General features: G+C 42.6%; 12 protein-coding genes. 3 read left to right on the top strand and 9 right to left on the bottom strand.

Features of this window, described 5'->3' with window-relative positions; genetic code table 11:
* Positions 1 to 473 precede the first annotated feature (473 nt).
* From metH to ACTQ9T_RS09165, 3 genes are all read left to right on the top strand, one after another.
* Positions 474 to 4,268, top strand: coding sequence for a methionine synthase (metH, locus tag ACTQ9T_RS09175; protein WP_440464850.1), 3,795 nt, complete (start codon positions 474 to 476; stop codon positions 4,266 to 4,268).
* A gap of 208 nt (positions 4,269 to 4,476) precedes the next feature.
* Entirely contained in the window at positions 4,477 to 5,406 is a 930-nt protein-coding gene (locus ACTQ9T_RS09170; protein ID WP_440464849.1) for a bile acid:sodium symporter family protein, read from the top strand.
* 318 nt (positions 5,407 to 5,724) lie between these two features.
* Positions 5,725 to 8,205 carry a P-loop NTPase gene (locus ACTQ9T_RS09165; protein ID WP_440464848.1) on the top strand — a complete coding sequence of 827 codons (2,481 nt, stop codon included), beginning with the start codon at positions 5,725 to 5,727 and terminating at the stop codon, positions 8,203 to 8,205.
* Positions 8,206 to 8,243: 38 nt separating this feature from the next.
* Here ACTQ9T_RS09165 and ACTQ9T_RS09160 read toward each other — a convergent pair whose 3' ends face one another.
* From ACTQ9T_RS09160 to ACTQ9T_RS09120, 9 genes are all read right to left on the bottom strand, one after another.
* Complete coding sequence (locus tag ACTQ9T_RS09160; RefSeq protein ID WP_440464847.1) at positions 8,244 to 8,390, bottom strand: DUF2256 domain-containing protein; 147 nt, start codon at positions 8,388 to 8,390, stop codon at positions 8,244 to 8,246.
* A 45-nt stretch (positions 8,391 to 8,435) separates the two neighbouring features.
* Positions 8,436 to 8,606 carry a DUF2256 domain-containing protein gene (locus ACTQ9T_RS09155; RefSeq protein WP_010196547.1) on the bottom strand — a complete coding sequence of 57 codons (171 nt, stop codon included), beginning with the start codon at positions 8,604 to 8,606 and terminating at the stop codon, positions 8,436 to 8,438.
* A gap of 238 nt (positions 8,607 to 8,844) precedes the next feature.
* The gene (locus ACTQ9T_RS09150; protein WP_440464846.1) at positions 8,845 to 15,033 is read right to left on the bottom strand and encodes a DNA repair ATPase; all 6,189 of its coding nucleotides are present in this window, start codon (positions 15,031 to 15,033) and stop codon (positions 8,845 to 8,847) included.
* Between the two features lie 373 nt (positions 15,034 to 15,406).
* Positions 15,407 to 17,416, bottom strand: a complete 2,010-nt coding sequence (locus tag ACTQ9T_RS09145) for a hypothetical protein (RefSeq protein ID WP_440464845.1) — start codon at positions 17,414 to 17,416, stop codon at positions 15,407 to 15,409.
* 336 nt (positions 17,417 to 17,752) lie between these two features.
* On the bottom strand, positions 17,753 to 18,403 hold the full coding sequence (locus tag ACTQ9T_RS09140) for a hypothetical protein (protein WP_440464844.1): 651 nt from the start codon (positions 18,401 to 18,403) through the stop codon (positions 17,753 to 17,755).
* A gap of 199 nt (positions 18,404 to 18,602) precedes the next feature.
* On the bottom strand, positions 18,603 to 19,619 hold the full coding sequence (locus ACTQ9T_RS09135) for a Xaa-Pro aminopeptidase (protein ID WP_440464843.1): 1,017 nt from the start codon (positions 19,617 to 19,619) through the stop codon (positions 18,603 to 18,605).
* Positions 19,620 to 19,779: 160 nt separating this feature from the next.
* Positions 19,780 to 20,268, bottom strand: coding sequence for an META domain-containing protein (locus ACTQ9T_RS09130; RefSeq protein ID WP_440464842.1), 489 nt, complete (start codon positions 20,266 to 20,268; stop codon positions 19,780 to 19,782).
* Positions 20,269 to 20,881: 613 nt separating this feature from the next.
* Positions 20,882 to 21,013 (bottom strand): hypothetical protein, encoded by a 132-nt coding sequence (locus ACTQ9T_RS09125; protein ID WP_264623034.1) that lies wholly within the window; start codon positions 21,011 to 21,013, stop codon positions 20,882 to 20,884.
* 173 nt (positions 21,014 to 21,186) lie between these two features.
* On the bottom strand, positions 21,187 to 22,290 hold the full coding sequence (locus ACTQ9T_RS09120; RefSeq protein ID WP_201593517.1) for a lipase secretion chaperone: 1,104 nt from the start codon (positions 22,288 to 22,290) through the stop codon (positions 21,187 to 21,189).
* Between the last annotated feature and the right edge of the window lie 21 nt (positions 22,291 to 22,311).

Below are 22,311 nucleotides of genomic sequence, written 5' to 3'. Positions count from 1 at the left end.
TTGGCTTTAGAATGTGTTGATTGCGCTATTGATAATATTTACCAAATAGTAATAACAATGAACACTTGCTTGTAAGTTTTTCTTACCAACAGCCAATTCTTCTGAAATTAAATTAACATATAGAAAAGCCTTATGAATTCACTTTTACGCTACTTTTTGTCGTAGGCATGTAAGTTCTGTCGGACTTTTAATAGTCTTGATAGGTTTTAACCTTAAAAACAAAGCTTTATGTAATCTTTAAACGAAATGATAGTCATTTGTGCCTATTTATTTTATGCAATAAACTCCAAACTTGATGGCTCAAAAAGCAGATTTTGTATTTGCCATATTGCCAAAGAGGAATAAGCACTATCCCGCGTGGGATATTATTTTCATGCTAAAATAATGCGGATTTGCCTATTCCTTTTATAAAATTTTGCACCCTATCTGTTATTCCTTCCTTTTATGACATTGACGATATAAGCAGCGCTCCTATGACTCAAACGATTACTTCTCAACATGACGCCACCTCTAGCTCAGCGCAATCTGCTGATGATTTCATCCTCACGCCACCTGCCGTGTTTCCTTACAAGAAACAACAACTGACCGCACGTGCCCGTATCACCGAGCAAATGGCGTCACGAATTTTGATGTTAGACGGCGCAATGGGTACGCAGATTCAAACCTATAAATTAGAAGAAGCGGATTATCGTGGTGAGCGCTTTGCGGATATAGACCAAGACGTGCGCGGCAATAATGATTTGCTCGTACTCTCGCAACCACAAATGATTATAGACATCCATAACGATCATTTGACTGCTGGTGCGGATATCATCGAGACCAATAGCTTCAACGGTACGCGTTTATCCATGGCCGACTACGACATGGAATATCTGGTACCTGAGCTAAATAAAACGGCAGCCCAACTTGCCCGCAGTGCAGCAGATGCGTTCACCGCCAAGACACCTGACAAGCCACGTTTCGTCGCTGGTGTCGTGGGCCCTACTTCACGCACTTGCTCGCTATCACCTGATGTCAATGATCCAGCCTTTCGTAATATTACCTTTGATGAATTGGTATTAAACTACCGTGAAGCGACCTTGTGCTTGATAGAAGGCGGTGTCGACCTTATCCTAATCGAAACTATTTTTGATACGCTGAATGCGAAAGCGGCGATATTTGCCATTACTGGCGTGTTTGATGACATTGGTTTTGAATTACCGATTATGATTTCGGGTACGATTACTGATGCGTCAGGTCGTACCTTATCAGGGCAAACGGCGGAAGCGTTTTATAACTCAATTCGCCACGCCAAACCATTATCGGTTGGCTTCAACTGTGCGCTTGGTGCCGATGCGCTGCGTCCACACATTCAAACGTTATCTAATATCGCCAATACTTATGTGTCAGCGCATCCAAATGCGGGCCTGCCCAATGAGTTTGGTGAATATGACGAAACCGCTGATGAAACCACCGCATTGCTTGAAGGTTTTGTAAAGGCAGGTATCTTAAACATCGTGGGCGGCTGCTGTGGTACGACACCAGAACATATTCGTCAAATCGCGAATATGGTAAAAAACTATGCACCGCGCGTGATTCCTGAAATCGCCCCTGCCTGCCGCTTGTCTGGACTTGAGCCATTTACCATTAATGCTGACAGCTTGTTTGTCAATGTCGGTGAGCGTACCAATGTGACAGGCTCTAAAAAGTTCTTACGCTTGATTAAAACAGAAGCCTATACCGAAGCGCTCGATGTCGCTCGCGATCAGGTAGAAGGCGGCGCGCAAATCGTCGATATCAACATGGATGAGGGCATGCTCGACTCCAAGCAGGCGATGATTCATTTCATCAATCTAGTTTCTGGTGAGCCTGATATCAGCCGCGTACCGCTCATGATTGACTCCTCTAAATGGGACATCATCGAAGAAGGCCTAAAGCGCACGCAGGGCAAATCTGTCGTCAACTCTATCTCGCTAAAAGAAGGTCATGCTGAGTTCGTCGAGCGCGCCAAACTCTGTATGCGCTATGGTGCCGCCGTTATCGTCATGGCATTTGATGAAGATGGTCAAGCTGATACTTATGAGCGTAAAATTCAAATCTGTCAGCGCAGCTATGATGTGTTGGTTAACGAAGTCGGCTTCCCTTCTGAAGATATTATCTTTGATCCGAACATTTTTGCCGTTGCTACTGGTATCACTGAGCATAACAACTACGGTGCTGATTTCATCAATGCCACTAAGTGGATTACGGATAACTTGCCCAATGCCATGGTATCGGGCGGTGTGTCTAACGTGTCGTTTAGTTTCCGTGGTAACCCGATTCGTGAAGCCATTAACTCGGTATTCTTATATCATGCGATTACCAATGGCCTGACCATGGGTATCGTCAACCCAGCCATGCTTGAGCTATACGATGACATTCCAAAGGAAGCGCGTGACGCTATCGAAGATGTCATGCTCAACCGCAATCAAGGCGAAACAGGTCAGGACGCAACTGAACGCCTAATGACAGCTGCCGAAAACTATCAAGACGGCGGCAAGAAAAAAGAAAGTACGGTCGATATGAGTTGGCGTGAAGGCACCGTCGAAGCCCGTATTGCCCATGCACTGGTCAAAGGTATTACCACCTTTATCGAAGCCGATACCAAAGAAGCGTGGGAGAAATACCCCAAACCGCTAGAAGTCATCGAAGGCCCACTCATGGACGGTATGAATATCGTCGGTGACTTATTCGGTGCCGGTAAAATGTTCCTACCGCAAGTGGTCAAATCTGCACGCGTGATGAAGCAGTCAGTCGCGTGGCTAAACCCGTATATCGAAGCCGAAAAAGTAGAAGGCGAAACCAAAGGTAAAATTCTGATGGCGACCGTCAAAGGCGACGTACATGATATCGGTAAAAACATCGTGGGCGTGGTGCTGGGCTGTAACGGTTATGACATCGTCGACTTGGGCGTCATGGTACCTTGTGAAAAAATCCTCGATACCGCCATTGCAGAAAAAGTCGATATCATCGGACTGTCTGGCTTGATTACCCCAAGCCTCGATGAAATGGTCTATGTTGCCAAACAAATGCAAGAGCGTGGCATGACGCTACCACTCATGATTGGCGGTGCCACCACCTCTAAAGCACATACTGCCGTCAAGGTTGAGCCGCAGTATCAAAATGATGGCGTCATCTACGTCACTGATGCCTCACGCTCCGTCGGTGTGGTCACCAAGCTGCTATCAAAAGAGCATCGTCAAGCGCTGATCGATGAGACACGTGAAGAGTACGTCAAAGTACGTGAGCGTCTGGCCAAGCGTCAACCAAAAGCGGCCAAGATCTCTTATGCGAACTCGGTCAAGATTGGATTTCAGTACGATTGGGAAAACTATGTGCCACCAGTGCCTAATAAGTTAGGCCAAGTGATATTGGATGATTACCCTATCACCAACCTACTGCCATATATCGATTGGACGCCGTTCTTTATCTCTTGGGGACTGGTCGGTAAGTATCCGAAAATCTTGCAAGACGATGTAGTCGGCGAAGCGGCTCGTGATTTATTTGATAATGCCAATGAGCTGATGCAAAAGATGATCGATGAGAAATCACTCGTGGCCAAAGGTGTGTTTAAACTTATGCCTGCCCGCCGTACTGGTGCGGATACCGTGACTGTGTATGACAATGCACCTGCTGATGGCGGCAAACCAACCTATCAGTTTGAGCACTTACGTCAGCAAAGCGACAAAGCCAGTGGCAAGCCGAACTTTAGCTTGGCAGACTTTATCTCGCCATCAGAGACGCATACCGATCACTTGGGCGGCTTTACTGTCTCCGTCGTCGGTACAGAAGCACTTGCTGAGCAATATAAAGCGGCAGGCGATGACTATAATGCCATCATGGTACAGGCGCTGTCTGACCGTTTAGCAGAAGCGTTTGCTGAACATCTGCATGAACTCATCCGTAAAGAATACTGGGGCTATCAGCCGACTGAGTCACTCACCAATGATGAGATGATTAAAGAGAAATACGTGGGTATTCGCCCTGCACCTGGCTACCCTGCCTGCCCTGAGCACACCGAAAAAGGCAAATTGTTTGATTGGCTCGGTACAGTAGATGCTATCGGTACGACCTTGACCGAAAGCTATGCGATGTGGCCTGCGTCATCAGTGAGCGGATTCTATTATTCGCACCCTGATAGTGAGTATTTCAACGTGGGTAAAATTAGCCGTGATCAGTTAGAGAGTTATGCTGAGCGTAAAGGCTGGGATATAAAGACTGCTGAGAAGTGGTTAAATCCGAATTTATAGTGGATTGGCTAATCAAGTTATAGAAACCTGATAATTATTTTTTGGCTTACTTATTTAACATAAGTAAGCCATTTTTTATGGCGCTTTCTCTTGCCTATCATCAGCAAACTTATCGCTACGTTCATAGCAAAATACTTTCATCATTTGCTAACAATAACCATGCTAGATTATTGTCTATTCTATTATTTTTATCTTTGTGAGATAGGCTATGAATCAGATTGCATTACTTTCTAGTTGGATTGGCAAAACCTTTGCAATCTGGGCATTGGTCAGTGCTGTTTTGGGATTTATTTTTCCTGAACTTTTTGCCTCGTTGGCTTTTTTGATCGTTCCCATACTTGGTATTATTATGTTTGGGATGGGCATGACGCTCAAAACAGAAGATTTCCTAGAGATTGTCAAACGCCCTAAGCCTGTACTGGTTGGGCTATTGGCACAGTTCACGCTAATGCCTCTCATTGCTTACTTATTAACGGTCATTTTCAACCTTGATCCTTTAATAGCAGTCGGTGTTATTTTGGTTGGTTGTTGCCCGGGCGGTACTTCTAGTAACGTGATTACGTTCTTAGCCAAAGGTGATGTGGCATTGAGTGTGGCGATTACCTCTATCTCGACCCTACTTGCGCCTTTTCTAACCCCTATTCTGCTCAGTATTTTTGCGGGGCAGCTGATTGATATCGATTTGGCCAGTATGATGATAACCATTACAAAAATTGTAATCTTGCCCATATTACTGGGTGTTATCTTTCATAAATTTTTGGGTAAAAAGATCGAGTTCGTCACCGAGGTATTACCGATGGTGTCGGTATTGGGTATCTCTATTATCATCGCGGCGGTGGTTGCCGTGTCTAAAGCGACTATTCTAGACAGCGGTGCTATCGTATTTATCGTGGTTGCCTTACATAATATGACGGGTTATACCTTGGGATATGTCATCGCTCGCTTGTCTGGCTTTACGGAGAGACAACGCCGCGCGATTATGATAGAAGTGGGCATGCAAAACTCTGGTCTGGGCGCTGCCCTTGCGGCAACTTATTTTAACCCTGTCGCTGCCTTACCTAGTGCAATATTTAGTGTGTGGCATAACTTTAGTGGTGCGTTGGTTGCGAATATTTTTGCTAAGAGAGATGCTAAATAAGTAAGGGTTTTATTGCTTGTGTCTTGGTTATGGGCGTTTTGGGATTAATGAAATAGTCACGATCAGTCAGAAAACTATCCTGAGCGTAAAGGCTGCTGAGAAGTGGCTAAATCTGGATTTACATAGATATAGACTGAGTGTTACTGATATTAATAAGTCGAACTCCAAACCTCTGAGCAACAAATTTTCCATTTTAATCTATCAAAGCTGAAAATCATAATAAGTAATTCATTTTAAAAATTATCTTAAATTGATAGAAAGCTTATTAATTTTTATGAGACTATACTCATCAAATATAATATTAAGAGAACTTTATCTATGAATAACTATTTAAAAAACTCAATGTTGAATGGTGAATTAATATTATTCATTGGTGCGGGAGTCTCTAAAGGTTCACTAACTCAAAGAGGAGACCCTATTCCAGATGGTTACAACCTAGCAAAATCTTTATGTGCGAAAATTGAATTAGATTACAATGGAGAGTCATTATCTAAGGTGTATGGTGTTGCTGAAGAAATAATGGGCGAGAAGAGATTATCAGATTTTCTCGAAGATAATTTTAAATACTGCCAACCTTCGGACGAATATAAAACTTTGGTAAGTCTTCCGTTTAAAAGAATTTACTCGCTTAATATTGATGATTGTATTGAGCAAGCGTTCTATAGAAATATTACAGATCGAAAATTAGAAGTTAAAAATAGAAACGACTTCATTAGCGAATACACTTATTTAAATAACAAAACCACTTTAATTAAACTTAATGGCGATGTGAATCGTCCAGATCTAGATTTTATTTTTTCAGCTCAAGAATACGCTCGAAATTTAACTAAAACTATAAACTGGTATAGTGAACTTGCAAAGGATATGCACACATACACATTTTTATTTATAGGAACAAAGTTAGATGAACCGCTTCTTGAATATTACTTAGAACTTTTTAAAAAAAATAATAACGTTGCTACATCAACTAAGAGTTATGTAATAACTCCAGATGCTACAGAGATTGAAAGAATCTCATTACTGAAACATAACTTAGAACACATTAAGGGCAAACTGTCTGATTTTGTAGCTTACATCAATAGTGAGTTTGGAAATACACTACCAACCTATATGAACGTTGTAGAAAACCTTAACCCTTACATGATAACAGACGATAAACAGTTAGAAGTTGTTAGTAAAATAACGCCTGTAAGCCTTAGCAATATAGTATCTAAAACTCAAAATTTAAATCCCATTGATAATATTAGAGATTTCTATAGAGGTTTTAAACCAACATGGCAAGATATAATAGATAATGTTCCAGCCACTTTGAAAAAGACAAAGGATTTTTCTGATGAAACCTTTTCTGAACCTAATAATCCATGTGAGCTCTTCGTCATACACGGCGTAGCAGGATGTGGTAAATCCACAGCCTTAAAACAAATCTCATTACATTTATCTAATAAAAAAGAAAATTCTGTATATTTTATCGATAACGCATATGAAAACCTCAATGATATTGTTAATTATTTAGATAGCATTAGGAGCAAGCCATACTATATATGTATTGATAGGATTATAAATAACAATTACCGAGAACTGTTAGATATTATAGTCAAAAATAAAACCAAAGCTATATTCATTATTACTGAAAATACAGCTTTATGGGAACGTAAAGCTAAGGCTTTTCTTGATCCAGTAACCACTAAGATATTAAATATATCTACTATTGAACCAGAGGATGTAGATGAGATACTTATTAAATTAAAGGAGTTTGGAAACTGGACAAGACTTGAGAAAATGTCTAAGGCAGAAAGACGTAGAGAATTAGCTGGTAAAGCCTCAAGACAACTTCTAATCGGCTTACTTGAAACTACTTCAGGTCTTGGCTATCAAGAGATAATAACTAAGGACTTTAAAGCTCTAGGCTCTATTGATGAAAGAAACTTATTACTTCTTTCAAGTATAGCAGCTCTAGAAAACTATCCTAGCAACGAAGAAACTTTAAGTCGGGCTTTAACTTATTTAAATCCTGATTTTAATACCAGTGTAAAATATCTTACGGATAATATGAGAGGCATATTAAAGTACAATCATGGAGATATAACAACACGACACAGAGTTTATAGTGAGAAAGTCTTTAATATTGATAAAAATAGTGAGCTTAAGAAAATCCTACTCATATCTTACATCAATGCTTTTATTAACTATAGATTTCCCATTGTTCAAAATTTATCTAAAAAAGAAGCTAATATATACAAACATTTAGTAAATTATAAATTTCTCATCAGATTTCTTGACAACAATAAAGAAGAGATATTAGAGATATATAATAATTTTGAAAAGTCTTTAGAGAATGAAGGTCTTTTTCTACTTCAATATGGTCTTGCACTTCGACATTTTGGACATACATTTGAGGCTTTTGAAAAGCTTAGGGTTGCATTAAATGCTTATCCAAGTTCTCCACATATTGAACATGCTCTAGCTCATCAAAAACTTATATTAGCTTCAGAGAACAAAGGTATTCATAACTTGAGCCGTGAAAATTTATTCAACGAAGCAAAAATAGCATTAGTTAGACTCTCAAAAGTTGAAGCTGGCTCCTTTAAAAATGATAGTTACCCTATCGTTACTTTATCTAAAGGACATATTAATTATCTGATATACTTGAATAAAGTTGATGATTCAAAAAAAGTTGCAGAAGAGTATTTCGAAAACCTCAAAGACCATTCTGAATATCACTCAGACACATACTTAAAGCAAATTGCTGCTGAATTAATGAACTATAATTTATTTGGTACGTGGAAATACGGATACTAATAACATTCATATAATAGATTATATAAGTATCGAATGAGTTATTTGCCGCTCCCTTTGGTGCTGCGACACCGCTCAGAACAATAAATCACCTGCTCCCAGTCTTTCTCCCACTTCTTGCGCCACGTAAACGGGCGCAGGCAGACGGGGCAGATTTTTTGCGGTAAATTTACTTTTTTGTGTGCCATCGTCTGCTCCTTTGTTCCTATATAACTCTACTTCACTACTAAAGACTACTTATCTTCTTTTTGATGATCTAACCCTTCGTACTTTTTCACCCGTCGGCATTGGTCGGAGCAATAGACCATGCTCTCCCAGTTTTTATCCAACTTTTTAGTCCAACTGAATTCACGCTCGCAGACAGGGCAAAGTTTTTTGCGGACGTTCTTTTTTTTGTGCGCCATAGTTTTCTCATTGGTTTGATATAGTCGATTCACTACCTTCGGATACGGTGTCAGTCTTGCTTAACCTACTGTTTGTAGCACTCTTACTCGCCGTCATTGTATCCGAAGCAGCTGTTGCCGACTATATTACCACTGTCTCTTAATCATAAGCCCTATTTATAGTGCTATTCATAAGTGCTAATCATCAGCATTGCTCATAAGCGTTAATAATCAATCATTAGTTGTTAATCGTCAGCTACTAATCATAGTCGTCAAAAATTTTATTAAGTCTATTTAGACTATTGACGATTAACTTGCCTGATTGATCGGTACTGCTATCAATCGCTAGCTTCTCATCCATACGCATCGTCAGTGGCTCTAGCGCTTGCTTGAGGGCAGTTGCCATCAATGCGGTCTGCTGATGAATATCAGGGATATCACTATCTGCCGCTTGATTCTCATCACTCTTAGCTAGGCTCTCAGTTAAACTATTAGACAAGCTATCCGCCATTTTTTGTGCCAGTTGTTCAACGGCATTGACCAGCTGCACCATAAGTGCTTTTTGCACGTCTTGGTTTTGCTTGAGATACTCGCCTTCTGACTTATGATCGTGCTTATATATTTGCAGCAATTGGCTCACGCTTTTTTCAAAGCCATTATCGATACTGTCGCTGACGACTTTGGCATTGTTAATGACGCTATCGGCAAGTATTTTCTGTGCTTCTAATTGGGCGTTTAGCTGGGCATCGAGTTGCGCTTGCTGTCCTGCCTCTCGTAAGCGAGCGATTTGCTCTGGGTCATTTTTGGTTAAGTATGTCTCAAACTGGCTACTGATGGCATTGAAACCACTGGCCAAGTCGACCAACTGGGCGACGATACGTGCACCTGTGTCGCCGTCTTCTCCGCCCATGGCTTTGTTACGTAGGAAGTCGGCTTTGATTTGCGCCCAACGCTCTGTTTCTGCTTCGGTCAAGACACCACGCATCTCACCAAGCTTGAGCAAGTTGCTCTCTGCGCCTTGGGTCAACAGCTGTGACTCGCCTAGATAATGATCATCTATCAGCTGGTTCAGCTCGCTTTCATTCATAACCGCCGATAGTTTTTCGGTCATCTTGTTCATATTACGATAACTGCCCTGTAGCTTAAATATCGGCTCAACACGATACTTATCATCTTGCGAGGCGGAGGCAATATAGGCTTGGTTGACATCCAAAATGACTTCTTGCACCCTAAACATATGACGCAAAATAGCGATAATCTCGTTAACTTCTGAGGTGCTATACGGATACGTTAGATCGCTGCTTTGTGCTTGAGCAAGATTTGCATTGTCCGTCTTCGCCATTTTAATCAAACGATGAACATCGCTTAAGTCACGATTAGCCATTGGTGCGAGGACGGTATTAGAGGTCAGCGAGTTTTCGATATAACTAAGTGCAAACACCTCTTCCATGCCGCTCATGATATCGCCTAAGTTGTAGATATCGGCACGGTTGGCAAGCATATCAGGGACTTTAAAGGCCTCGCCGCTTTCGGTATATGGGTTACCTGCCATGACCACGCAGAACTTTTTGCCACGCATGTCATAGGTCTTGGTTTTTCCTTGCCAGACACCATCGATACGGCGTGTGCCATCGCCGAGTGAGATAAATTTCTGCAAAAATTCCGCATGCGTATGCTGAATATCATCAAGATAAAGCATGACATTATTGCCCATCTCAAAGGCTAAGTTGATTTTATTTAACTCTTCTCGCGCAGTGGCATTCGGGGCTTTTTCGGGATCTAATGAGGTGACGTCATGACCAAGTGACGGACAGTTAATCTTCATAAAGATAAGGCCAAGACGATTTGCCACGTATTCCATTAAGGTGGTTTTACCATACCCTGGTGGCGATATCATCATAAGGATACCCATCAAATCGGTACGCTTATCCTCGCCGACCGTGCCCATCTGTTTGGCGAGGTTGTCACCGATAAGTGGCAGATAGCTCTCGTTAATCAGACGGTTACGCACAAATGAGGACAATGGACGCGGCATAAACTCGTCCAGTCGTAACGTCTCTTTTGAGTCATGCAATATCTCTGAGCGCATGGCCAGATAACGTCTATAGGCAGGGATGACTTGCGTATCATGATGATGCAAACGATTTAAGAAATCATCTACGGCAAAGGTTAACGTCTGCTGATGAATACGTATATGCTCACCTAGCAAATTATTAACCTGACTCTCAAGCGATACCTTACCCGTGCTACGCTCAAAGCTTTGCACTTGATTGAGCGGATTATTAATACTGTTCAATGAAGGCGTTGACGAGGTGATTGAGGAAAATGACAAGGCCGATGGTGTGGCACTTGCGCCTTGATTGCTTAAACCTTGATTACTCAGATTTTTATTACCTAGCCCTTTAACACCTAATCCTTTATCGAAAGTCGCACCTGAATCAATGAGGCGCTGTACCAAAGCTTCACGCTGAGCATCATTTAACTGCGTCAGTAAGACAGCAATGGCTTCGGGCACATAATGACGGCCACTTTCTAAGTGCTGCTTGCGTAGCGCATTTTGTGTTTCAATCTCGGCAAGCTGAGCTTCGCTGAGTGCTTCACCTGCTTCGTTGGTGCCATCAGTCACTACGTTAGCCGATTCATTTCCACCATAAGTTTTCTCAAGCAATGCATGGAACCAAGTTGCCAGTAGCTCATAGGCTGATTTGGGTTGGAATCCAAGCTTACTGATAGAAGACTGTAGTTGGTCAAAACTGGCGGTATTTTGCGTGCTACCTGCAGCACTATTCAACGTTTGGCTTAGCTGCTCACACAACTGCTGGGCTTGTTGGCTGGTTTGCCAGTTTATTGTGTTATATGCACCTGCATTCAATTCAGTCGACTGCCCCATGACGCTCACCAAGTATTCACAGGCAAGCTGCACATAGCTTGGTTTGAAAATATTGGCATTATGAACATCACTGGTATTTGCATCTGACTCTGGTTTTGATGTTAACTGCTTGCCAGCACCGTTATCAGCGCTAAGACTGTCGTCATTATGAGCCATAACAAAATGACGCATCACTTGGCTCATGTCCTCGACCAGTAAAGATTTAGCCGTATCACTGCCCAATGCACGGCGCAGTTGCTCGGCGGTAGCGGCTCTATCCGTCCAGTTATTTGCACGTGTCAGCACTGATTCATTCAACCAAGCGTCATAACCAAATTGACGCAAGCTGTCTAGACCAAGCGCTTGTACGATGTTTAGTTGCCAATAAAACAACTGAGCCAGGGCACGTACTTGCGGGGTATAAATCAGTAGCCCTGCTTCACGCAATGTTGGCAGGATTTGCATCAGTAATAGCGTGGCATCATGGTCATGAATGCCTTTGTCATAGCCAAGCTGATAGCGAGGGGTGGCGTAAGCTTTGACCAGTTTAGACAATGGACTGTCATTATCAATGTCACCATTAACATCGAGGGTAATGATAGTCGCATCATATGCTTGATATAAACGGGCTTCGGTCAGTCCATCTTGGCTGTTCTTAGCACTTTCAATAATGCTATACGCCAAGTACTCGGCGCGGTACACCTTGTCAGACTCGGAGGCAATATTCATGTCCCAATACGGGCGCAAGGCGTTTAGCTCAGTGTTATTAAGCACTTCATAATAGTCGGTACCCGTTAGATGCAAGTTCAGCACACGCTTGCCATCTGACTGTTGACGGCTCAATAAGGTCAAATCCAGTGGCTGAGTATTAACCGAAAAACGATGCTTGCCCAGTTTGATGATTTGACCACCATCTTCAAACAAGTCCGACTTGTCTTTTAGACTCTTATAGCTCTCGATTTGAATGGCTTTTAGACGGGCATCGATATCATCGGCTTTGACACTAAAGCCCATCGCTTGCAACTCTTTTGCGATGTTGCGGACTTTTTGCACCAGACCATCAGCCGCAAAGTAGGTGTTGAGCGCTTCCTCTTCTGTAAAGCCGGTAACACCAGTACTTTGCGTGCGTTTCTTGATACTTTCGAGCATTCGCAGCGCGCCATCACCTAAGTTTTGCGCTTTACGGTTACGGGCATCGAGCAATTGCTGCTTATGGTTTTCAAAGGTCTCGTAAATTTCTTCACGCTTACTGATGATATCGGCTAAAAACTGATCGCCACTATTGGTCTCTGGATCAGCGAATTGGCTCTCTAACTCTTCTAGCTGCACCAATAATTTCGCCATTTGCTCATCTGATTTCTCAGGGGTATTGGCAATGGATAACGCATTGGCAATAGATTGACCAAACAGCTTAAACTGAGCGCCAAATTGCGCGACGGCCTCAGCTGAGCCTAGATTTTTGCGTTTATGATTGAGCTTGGCTTTGCTCTGATTTAGACTCGCATAAATGGTCGATATGTCATCGATGATTTGCGTACGCACGGTGGCATCGGCCACATCTAATGTGCCTAACAACTCGGTCAATAAATCTAACCCTTGCGCTGTCTCATCGATTTTTTCTAGTACGGGTTTTAGTTCAGCATTGGTTTCAGCGGTGTTTAAGCGCTCACTGACATCGACCAATATGCCTTCGTAGCTTGATAGTGCCTCTTCACCACTTAAAAACAGCACCGTTTTTTCGGCAAGCTCGCTTTCGGCCTCTTCTAATTGCTTTTGCAGCGCTTGTAGCTTATCAGCATCTAGATAACGCAAATCCTCCAAGCTGACCAAACGGCCTTTTTGGCGTCTTAATGCTGACAACTGATCGACATAATCACTGGCCGACTCAAAACTAGTGACGCGTATCTGCCGCAAAATCTCACTTTGCTGCGTATCAGCATCGGCTAGCGCAGTTTGGGTTTGTTTCTGGATACTTTGTACTTTAGCGAACTCATCAATGACCAGCTCAGCCGTTGCCGTCACTTCTTTAATACTACTGGCGACTTCGCTCAGCTCAGGTTCAGACAACCAGTAATAGCTGTCAAAGAGTCGGCTGGTATTATTGGTAAGCTCTTCATAGAGCTTCTGTGACACGCTTTGATTATCAATCAGGCGAGTAATGCTATACAGGTCTGAGATACCACGCACCAACTCTTTATTGCCAATCTTGCCATAGAAACTCGTGCTCTCTGGCAGTTCACTCACATACTCATGCGAGGCGTAAGGCGTGTGCCATATCTGCATTGGGTGAATACGAGACGGCTCGCTTTGGTCGCTAAACAGCACCAAACGGCCATTCTCTGCCAAAGCCATACCGTTGCAATAAATAGGATTTGCCAATTGCTTTTTAATCAAGTTATAAGGAAACAGCCCCGTGACGCCCAAGTCTCGGTCGTAAAATAAGAATAAAACATCTTCCCCATTCGGCGATACAATTTTACGCTTAAACCGTAAGTCAGTAGCACCAACATTATTGGCCTCGAACAGCTTATACTCACCTGTCTGTAGATAATAACCACCCGGGAACATGATGCCGTGGTCTTCTGGTAGCTGAACACACGACTGTCCAATCGCATCCAATCGTAGCACCGCTTCGGTCAAGGTGTTATAAACGAAATAACGGTAGTCCTCTTCACGATAAGGCAATATTTTGAGCAGTATTAAACTGCCCACTTTGGCATACGCAATCTCAGCATCGGTCAGCGACTGGGTACGGTCATTGACTGGTTCACTATAAATACCTTGCCCTGACTGCGTATTATCCTCAATTTTAATGGTCAAATCACCACCGACGGTTTCCACAAATATCGTATCCAAGATATTCATATGGGGATATTTGCCATTCACCATTTGATCGCGTGTGGTCTCAATCCAGTCAAAATCATAAGCAGGCGGCAGCTCAATATCACGCTCGCCTCGATTGTCCACATAAGCGACTTGCGCTGACTCTGGTGTGCCTTGGCTAAAATCTAGCGCAAAACGAAACACTCGAATATCGGTGATACGCTCGCCAATCTGAAACGCCAATAGCAATTTGCTGTCTTTCACCGTTATTTGAATCAGGCGCGTTTGCTTGTAATATCGATACAACTCATTGAAATCTTGAACAAAGGCATCTTGATCTAAAAACGTTCCTTTTAAATCGACTTCTTCGAGCTGATACTCTTCTTCATTACCAACTGGCTCGTTCAGACGATATAACGACAATACGTCTTTAATATTGCTCGCGCGTTTGAGCCCCATAAAAACGTTGTAGCCAAACAGCAAATAATCACCGACCTGCACCATGTCTTGTGCCACACAGTTGTATTCGGTACGAATACGGGTACGGGCGATGACTTGCATTTGAGTGCTGCCAAACTCTTCGAGACGCGCATTATTTAGCGTCTGCGTTTGCGTCTCTAAACGGCCGCCTTGTTCCGTCAGACGTTTTTTGATGAGCTCATAAGCATTGCCTGAAGCAACTGCCTGATCGGTTTGGTTGGCTTGATTAGCGTTATCGTTGCTGTCTGAATTTGTTGAGTTTTGCGTGTCCGCCATCGTTGCTCGTCCGTTTCTGTTTTTACGTAATATAGTCAATCCTTTATAAAAGAGCTACAGCGTTAACCTCGCTTGAAGTATCACATATACATCTGCACTCGGTTGCCTGGTATCTCTTTTAAACTGAATCCACTATAAGAGAATTTTGGGCAATAAAGAATCATTGAAAGTAAAGAAGCACTTGGCTAATCTAAAAAAACGAGTGGTCACTGCTATTTTTTTTAGATTAGCCAACTCATCATGATTCGTCGTTCTGAGTCACCATGAGTTAGCCAAAAAAATCTGCCGCCTACACGACAGATAATTTACTGATATTAATGTTGCTTACTAATGCTAGATATATAAATATCAGTCAATTCGACCTGATATAGAATTAAACCGTTTTATCATCATTTTTCTGGTTTGACTTCATGGCTTGACTGGCCATCACACCATTGATGATACCGCTCAATGTGTCTGACTTACCCGCTAGGCCATCGATGGCTTTACCGATAGACAGAGACTTGGCAAAGTTATCAAAGAAATGCGCTTCGCCGCCAACAATATCGATTTTGGCTTTCTGTAGCGCGACTGCCAATACTTCAGCATTTTCTTTCGCAATCTCTTTACCAGCATCAATCGATGCCAATGCTTCTTGCAATGCCGTCTCAAGGCTCATGCGGAACTCTTCGTGCTCACGTGCCTCTTTACTCATGCTACCCATGGCATTGAATTTCTCAACCAGACCATCTGCTTCGGCTTGGAAATGTGCGCGAGTAACTTCGGCTTTTGCCAATCCAACTTCACGCTCAGCTCTGGCATTTGACTCACCGCGAGCCGCGATGACTTGAGCATCTGCCATACCAATATCACGCTCAGCTTTAGCGGTAGATTCGCCACGAGCGGCAATAATCTCAGCATCTGCCATGCCTTTTTCACGATTTGATTGCGCTTCAGCTTGTCCAGTCGCTCTAATAACATTAGCTTTCGCAATGCCTTCTTTTTCCAACGAAGCCGCTTTGACTTCTTGGATAGCCGCTTCAGCGAAGCCATGTGCTGACTCTTCTGCTTTAGTACCTTCGGCCATTTTAATTTTGGCTTCTGAATCTTTGGCAGATGCTTCAAGATTCGCGGCAGCCAACGTGGTGATTTCTACGGCTTTGTGCTTGGCAGACAGCTCTTCTGCTTCGGCTTTTTTCACCTGACGTACTTTGATTTCTTCCGCATCGGCTTCTGCTGCTAGGACGCGTGTCTGCTTAGAACGCTCAGCTTCGCTAATTTCGCGAACTTCTTTGATACGCTCTTCTTCTTGCGCGACCGTTTTATCTACCGCGATACGCTCACGAATGACGTTGGCAATTTCTTTTTTCTCAAGCTCAATCGCACGTTCAGCTTCGATACGTTGCAAGTCAACTTCACGCTCACGAGAGACAATTTCTAGATCACGAGCACGCGTCACTTTTTCTTCTTCGATGACGACTGCACGCAAACGATTTTGACCTGCTACTTCGATTTCACGCTGCTGATTCTCACGCTGAATGGCCAAATCCTGCTCAACCGAGATGACAGCTGTTTCAGATTTTTTACGCTCTTCTTCTTCAATTTTGCGGGTTTCAGCCGTTTCGCGTGCAATCACTGACGAGATTTCACGTTGCTGTTTGGCTTCGGCATCGGCTTGCTGACGCTCTAGCTCTAGCATTGCCTCTCTGGTTTCAACGTTCTTTTTCTTAACAGCCAGCTCTTCGTCACGCTCAAGCTCGTTGGTAATGACGTTTTGGAAAGCCGTTAGCTGAGTAATCTTTTTGATACCTTCAGCATCTAAAATATTACTTGAATCTAATGACGCTTTTGGCGTTTGCTCTAAGTAATCAATCGCCACATCTTCTAAGACATAGCCATTCAGATCGTTGCCGATCTCTTGAACGATACTGTCGCGAAACTCGCTGCGATTTTCAAACAGTTTGACGAAATCAATCTGCTTACCGACTGTTTTTAGGGCTTCTGAGAACTTGGCATTAAACAGCTCATTGACGGCGACTTTATCTGAGGCTCTTTCAACCCCAACCGATTTGGCAACTTTTAATACATCTTCTTCGGTTTCATTGACGCGTAGATAAAACGCGACTGTGATATCAGCACGCATGTTATCGGCGCAAATAAGCCCTTCTTTACCGCGTCTATCGACTTCTAAAGTGATAAGTGAGATTCTCATCAACTCTTTTTTGTTGATAACCGGCCAAACAAAACCACCATCAAAACGTACGGCAATTTTACTCACACCGTTGATAATGAGTGCTTTGCCCTGCTCGACCTTAAAGTAAAAGGCCTTGAGCATCAGTAGTGCGACCATCATAAAAACAAACGCCAGCACTACAACCACGCCGACGATAATGAGTGTGTCCATATCCATTCCTTTAATTAAAACATTCCATAATCAATTCTATATAAATCAGATACGCTATCAGGTTTGTTAAATTTACTGTTTATAACACCTTTTATAGCACGTGTGCTTTGTAGCCCTGTCACGCACCATTCTTATATCTGCATTATTCTGAATCGACTATAACCAAATTTAAAACCGTTTAAATCATTGCTAAAAATATTATGCCTAAACCAGAGATTCTTCTAAAACCTCTGACTAAATCGCTGTTCATTCTGTGAACTTATTCTGTGCTAATAGCGATAATGATGTGCTGAAAATAATGATAAAGAGCCCTAATGGTCAAATCATTGATGAGAGTTACTTGTCTTTTACAGCGGCGACGCGATAGGTATTGGCTGCCTCTAAATACTCCACTAACATCACTCGATCGCCTTGTTTCAGCGAGCCATCATTGACGTCTGAGCGAATTTTGAGTATCAATCCTGCACCACCATCATTCAATTCCACTTCGCCGTGTTTGTCCGTGACACTAAGGGTACGCACAACCGCGATTTTGCCGATATTGCTAGCGGCATTGCGTCTAGGTATTTTGGCTATTTTGTTGCGGATGGGAGAGATGATGATACCTGTCAGCCACATGGAGATGACCAATACAAAGATTAGCGCTCCGGTGCCGAATAGGTAATATAAAATGCCTGAGTCAAAATTTTGATGTAAAAAACTGGTATAGAAGTAACTTAACAACCAACCAATTAAACTGATTAAGCTAAGAATAACGATAAGCGGCACGCCATACAAACCGAATTTGAGCAGCAGACCCGACACAAACCCTGATGAGGTCAAATTGCTACCCTCGCCACTTGCATCGCCAATATCTACTGTATCCATATCTGCCATACCAAGTAGAGAAACCATCCAATACAAGGTCACAAACATCACCAATCCTGTAAAGACTATCGTCGGGTACAAGCTGATTTTGGTGATGAATATCAAAAACGACTCTTGCATTACGTACTTTCTCCTTTTGCTCACCCAATCCAGTATCTCTATATACAGTATGTTTATATATAGTGTTTTGATACGCAGAATCTTGATGAGCCATTTATAAAATTTATATGATGTTCATGAAAACTTAAGCTATAGAATCAACTTATGTTTCTTTATTAATTATATAGACATCTCACCCTATAATACATAGATTTCGCCATTAGCGTCCCCAAATCGGTGAACGCACCATCCCGCCAGCGTCACTATTAATACTGTAGCTTGTGTTGGCAGATAACGAGCGGATAACGAGGCTGCCTATATTTCTAGTGCCTTGGCTGCTCACTTGCGAGCTGCGCATTGGATAAACCGCATACTGTCCAGACGGTGATAACCGTGCAGGCTCATCGAGTCCTGTTTCTGCGAGATCGATGGTTTGACGAGTAGCCAATGTCATAACCGCAGCCTTGCGACCGTTGAGATACGCTAACTGCTGACCGTCTGCACTGAGTTGAGGACTCGCGACATAGCCACTAGTCGGCATAGGCGTCGCATTGCCAGTGGCAAAGTCATAGCGATAGATGCTTGGGCGTCCAGCACGGACTTTATCACTGGTATAGACAAAGCTTTTGCCATCAGACGCATAGCTTGGCTGTACCTCAGTACTTGATAGTGTAGTCAACTGTTTGGTATTGCCATCGTTCAGACGCATCTCATAAATATCTGCGTTGCCGCCGACGGTTGAGCTATAGAGGAGTTTTTGACCATCAGGTGAGAACGACGCTGACATGTTACTGCCTTCAGAATTTACCACTAGATTGCGCGTATCGCTGCTACGATCATAAATATAAATTTTGGGGTTTTGACGTGGTGCTTGTTTACTATAGGCGAGCCATTTACCATCAGCTGACCACGCAGGCGCATAAATATAACCCTTCAACTGATCAATCAATTGACGATCGCTACCATCAGGACGGATGCTATACAGTGTCGATATTTTTGCGGCACCTGTGCCCTGCTCATCCACGTAGGCTATGCGCCCTTGACGGTCAATCACAGGCATTCGAGCCGTCAACGGATTGGTCTCAACTGTACTAATAGGCTTATTGACTGATGTGCTGTTCAATGTCTGACAGCCTGTGAGTACCATAGCTATGGCTATCGTCATAGCGCCTGTTGCTGTGAGCCTATTCATGGCTAGTTTTGACATGACTGGTTTTGACATAACTGTTTTAAACATAAAGTGATATCCAATAGAACCTGATGATAAAATATATTACAGAAACATTACTCTAGTGTATCCTAAACCGGACTAAATTTTGGATAAAAAAATGCCCCACTGATTAGTGAGGCATTATTAAATTCAGCCGAAATATCTGATTTTTTACTCAATCATCAAATTATTTAGAAATAGCTTTGAAATACGCAACTTGATCGTCATTGCGGATAGTCAAGATAGGCACATTATTCGCATTGTTATTGATACTATACTTACCTTGTACGGTTGCTATGGTTGCCGTATCGAAACTTGCTTGTGGCTCAGGACACGCCATCATAGTACTGATGCCGTTTTTGATCTCTACATTGCCATTGACAACGCTATATCCAGCACTCATGTTGTTGCAGGTGTTCATAAATGCCACGTAATCTCTACCGTTGTCATTCATGAAATTCAAAGTTAAGGGTTTTGCTGGATTAAAAAATAGCTGAGTTACCTTATCACCATTGCTGCGTTTGGCATCAACAAGCTGCCAGTGATGAGCTTGTAAAATATCTGAAGTGATTGGCTGACTGACTGGCGCAGGTAGATTGGCGGTAGTCTGGCAACCAGCGGCAAGCGTACCAACGGCCAAGATAGCTACCATCATTACTTTAGTCATACTTTTCATATAAGTTCCTCGTCTTATTGAACCTAAAATTTTCACTACTTATAAATCTTGCACTGGATGCACCCTTTACAGACCTAGTGAAAATTTTGGTTTTATTATGATTCGTTTATTGTCTTATTCATTGTTTTAAACAATGGCGATATTTTGTATGACTCACAATGAGCTGTCATTATGAATTGAGTGGTTGCTTGAAGGAGGTTTTGTTGCAATGCGAAGTCGACCGGATGTTTGCTATTGACCTTATTCACTAACGATGCTAACACCTTACTGATGTCTTGTCTAAAGCAGCTAGGACGTGTCCTCAATTAGCACATTGATATAGTTAGTGTTCTTAAAATGATGATACACCTTATAGTCAAGGAATTTTAGAATCGCTACAAGGCGACCGACCGCAGATAGTACACTGAGTACATCTAGGACGGGTAACACCGTAGCGGTTTAAAAGTGCTCTGACTATGGTGTCAGGTGAGCGCTGACATAAAAAAACCCCACTAAATAGTGAGGTTTTTTTATGTCGTATAACTATAATGTGGCACTGCATATGACTGCTAGTGCCGCTTACTGATACCTTAAATAATCAATCTGGGTTTCAGTAAAATTATTAGCCACCACTTTAGATAACGTCTGTACCAGTTATATTTGGCTGATCAGTAGCGGGTGCCGTCATACTTGACATAGATTGGCAACCTACCAATACTGTCACCATTAAAATACCTGTCATCAATGCTTTGGTCATGTTTTTCATATAAGCTCCTAGAATAGTTTTAAAACACTTTTGGTTCAAATGAAGTACAAATATCATTGTACTAAAGCTATAGATAGTGGGCTGTCCTTCTCCCAATGACCATAACTTATTTGCACTTTTAGCATACTTGTCTCTTACATCACTGTAAGTTAATTAATGTTAATGAAATACGCTTATTGAGTCTTCGTCTCTTGTAGAGCCGCATAACCTGACAAGCGTTTACGCTCAGCATCGTCAAATAGCTGCTGCTCAAGTTGGTTTACTTGAATTTGCGCTTGAGCTTGATCTGCACTTTGGCTTAACAAACGCTGTTTTTGTGTTTGATATTGAGTAAAGCGCTGGTCAAAACTGGCATCCTCTTGGTCTACTTGCGCCAGTCTCTTTGCTGCTGGCGCACCTACTAGCTCTCGGCGCATATTGTATAGTGCTTCAGGCGTCGCGCCACGAGCTTTCATTTGTTCAGTACGAGCCATAAGCTCACCAAGATTGGCTTGCTGCACGATATTGGCTTTGGTGACACTATCTGGCAAGCGGCTGATATAGTCTTGTCTGGCGGCTTCTTTTTGTGCCTCAGAGGTTTGTTTGTTTTGGTTGATTCTGACCATCTCTACACTATAGTCATCATAGTCATCTTCTGTACCAAAAAACGCACTAATGGTGTCCTTTGCAAAATATTGCTGACGTAGCTTGGTTACATCTTGTTGTTGCTGTGCCACAGCGTTTAAATCTAGTTCACCACTTTTTGTCGCTTGTAGTTGTAGATTGCCATAACGCTTTTCTATCTCTGGGAGTGCTTTGAGATACGCAACATACTTGCCAAATATAGCGACCGCTTGACTGGCCGCAGGCTCTGGGGTGTGATGACGAATGTAACTCTCAACACGCGCAAATATAACGGCTTCGTCCTCCTCTCCTAGTGCGGATAAAAAATAATCAAATAAACGCCGTAATCCTTGAGTGACGACCAACTGTTTGTTTTCATCAATGATGATTTCGCCATCAATTTGAGTACCCTTTAAGGAACGCGGCAAACGCTCCAATCCTGTGACAAATAAAGACTGATTTTGGGTCGCAGTCGTTGGTAGCATTTGACCCGCCGCCAGCGCAGTTGATAGAGTACCCTCAGCCTCCTCGCCCAGAGCATTGGATGCTGGTTGCGCTAGAGCCATACTCGTATGATCAGGTTTGAACCACATAATAACCGCCGCCGTCACGACTATGGTGACCACGGCAATTATAACGATTGATAAATAGGCTGGACGGCGATTATTCGACATAAATGAGAGTTCTTATCTTAT

Origin of the sequence: Psychrobacter sp. ASPA161_6, assembly GCF_051970285.1 — a bacterium.
GTDB lineage: Bacteria > Pseudomonadota > Gammaproteobacteria > Pseudomonadales > Moraxellaceae > Psychrobacter > Psychrobacter glaciei.
This window is presented reverse-complemented; position numbering and strand designations above follow the sequence as displayed.